Annotated in this window: 1 protein-coding gene; it reads left to right on the top strand. The window is 74.5% G+C overall.

The genetic code is table 11. The annotated features are described in order from the left end of the window. A partial coding sequence (locus tag PLJ28_RS15880) for a carboxyl transferase domain-containing protein (protein ID WP_324590444.1) occupies positions 1-1,644 on the top strand: 1,644 nt, incomplete at its 5' end. Positions 1,645-1,711: the final 67 nt, after the last annotated feature.

Consider the following 1,711-nt stretch of genomic DNA (forward strand, 5'->3'; position numbering starts at 1 on the left):
GGGCCCTTTCTCGAGCGCGGCGGGCTCGAGAGGGGCGGGCCGGTGATCGCCGCCCCGGACCGGGCCCTGCAGGGGGCCGCCGAGGTCCTGGACATCCTCGTGGACCCGGGAACCTTCCAGTCCTGGGACGACCCGGTGGACCACGGGCACCTCGAGGAGGACTATGCCCGGGACCTCGGCCGGGCGCGCGAGGTGACGGGACTGGACGAGGCCGTCGTCACCGGTCGCGCCACGATCGGGGGTCGCCCGGTGGGTGTGATCGCCAGCGACTTCCGGTTCCTGGGCGGGACGATCGGCGTCCTGACCGCGCGCAGGATCGCCGCCGCCTTCCGGCGGGCGGCCCGTGAGGGACTGCCCGTGGTGGCGGCGCCGTCGTCGGGTGGGACCCGCATGCAGGAGGGTACTCACGCGTTCCTGGCGATGCTGGACATCGCCGAGGCCCTGCGGGTGTTCCGTGAGACCGGACGTGCCTACCTCGTCTACCTGCGTCATCCCACCACCGGAGGCGTCATGGCGTCCTGGGGGTCACTCGGCCACGTGACGTTCGCGGAACCCGGGGCCCTGGTGGGGTTCCTGGGACCGCGGGCGGTGGAGGCCATCACCGGGGAGGCGATTCCCGAGGGCGTCCAGCGGGCGGAGAACCTCGCGGACGTCGGGCTGGTCGATGCGGTCGTCTCCCCGTCGCAGATCCGGTCCGTGCTCGACCGGGCCCTAGGCCTGATGTCCGCACCCGACGGCGGGAGCCCGGCCGGGGACGTCACGGGATCCCCGCCCGCCTCCCAGGTTGCGGTGCGGGCCGCGGTCCCGACGAACCCCTGGGACGCCGTCCTGGCCACCCGGGACGCACGGTATCCGCGCTTCCAGGACCTGGTGCGCTCCCTGGGCGACGTGCTGCCGTTGAGCGGTACGGCCGAGGGGGCGGCAGAATCCGGTGTGGGCGTCGTGCTCGCGCGGTTCGGTCGCCTCAATGCGGTGGTCGTCGGCCAGACGGGAGATCCCGGTCGGCCCCTGGGGCCGGACTCCCTGCGCATCGCGCGCCGGGGGATACGACTGGCCGGGGAACTGGGGCTTGCCGTGGTGACGGTGATCGACACCCCGGGCGCGACCCTCTCCGCGGCCGCCGAGGAGGGCGGGCTGGCCGGGCAGATCGCCCGGACGCTGGGCGACCTGACGGCGCTCCAGGTGCCCACGGTCTCGGTCCTGCTCGGGCAGGGATGCGGCGGGGCGGCGCTGGCGCTGTTGCCGGCGGACCGGACGGTGGCCTCGAGCCACGCATGGATCTCGCCCCTGCCTCCCGAGGGGGCGAGCGCGATCGTCCACCGTACCCCGGACCTGGCACCCCGGGTCGCCCGTCACCAGGGGATTGGTCTCGGGGGACTGCTCCGCCTCGGGATCGTCGACGAGGTCGTGGCCTACCCGGCCGGGGGTGCGGCGGGCAATGAGGAGTTCCTGGCGGGCCTGCGGGAGCGCATCGGCGACCACCTGGCGCAGGTCACTCCGGCAGAACAGGGCCCGGTGGGGACCCCGGCAGCGGCACCGGACGCGGTGCCCGTCCGGCCGGGGGTCACCGGGACCGCCGGGGGCCGTCCAGAGGCCAGGATGGAGCGCTACCGGAGGATCGTGGGACTGCCCCTGGTCGCCTGAGGGGTCCGTCCGGCCAGGACTGCCAGCGATCTCACAGTCTCCACCCGGTTTCCCCACAAGTACGGCC

Source organism: Citricoccus sp., from assembly GCF_035445025.1.
In the GTDB taxonomy this organism is placed as follows: domain Bacteria; phylum Actinomycetota; class Actinomycetes; order Actinomycetales; family Micrococcaceae; genus Citricoccus.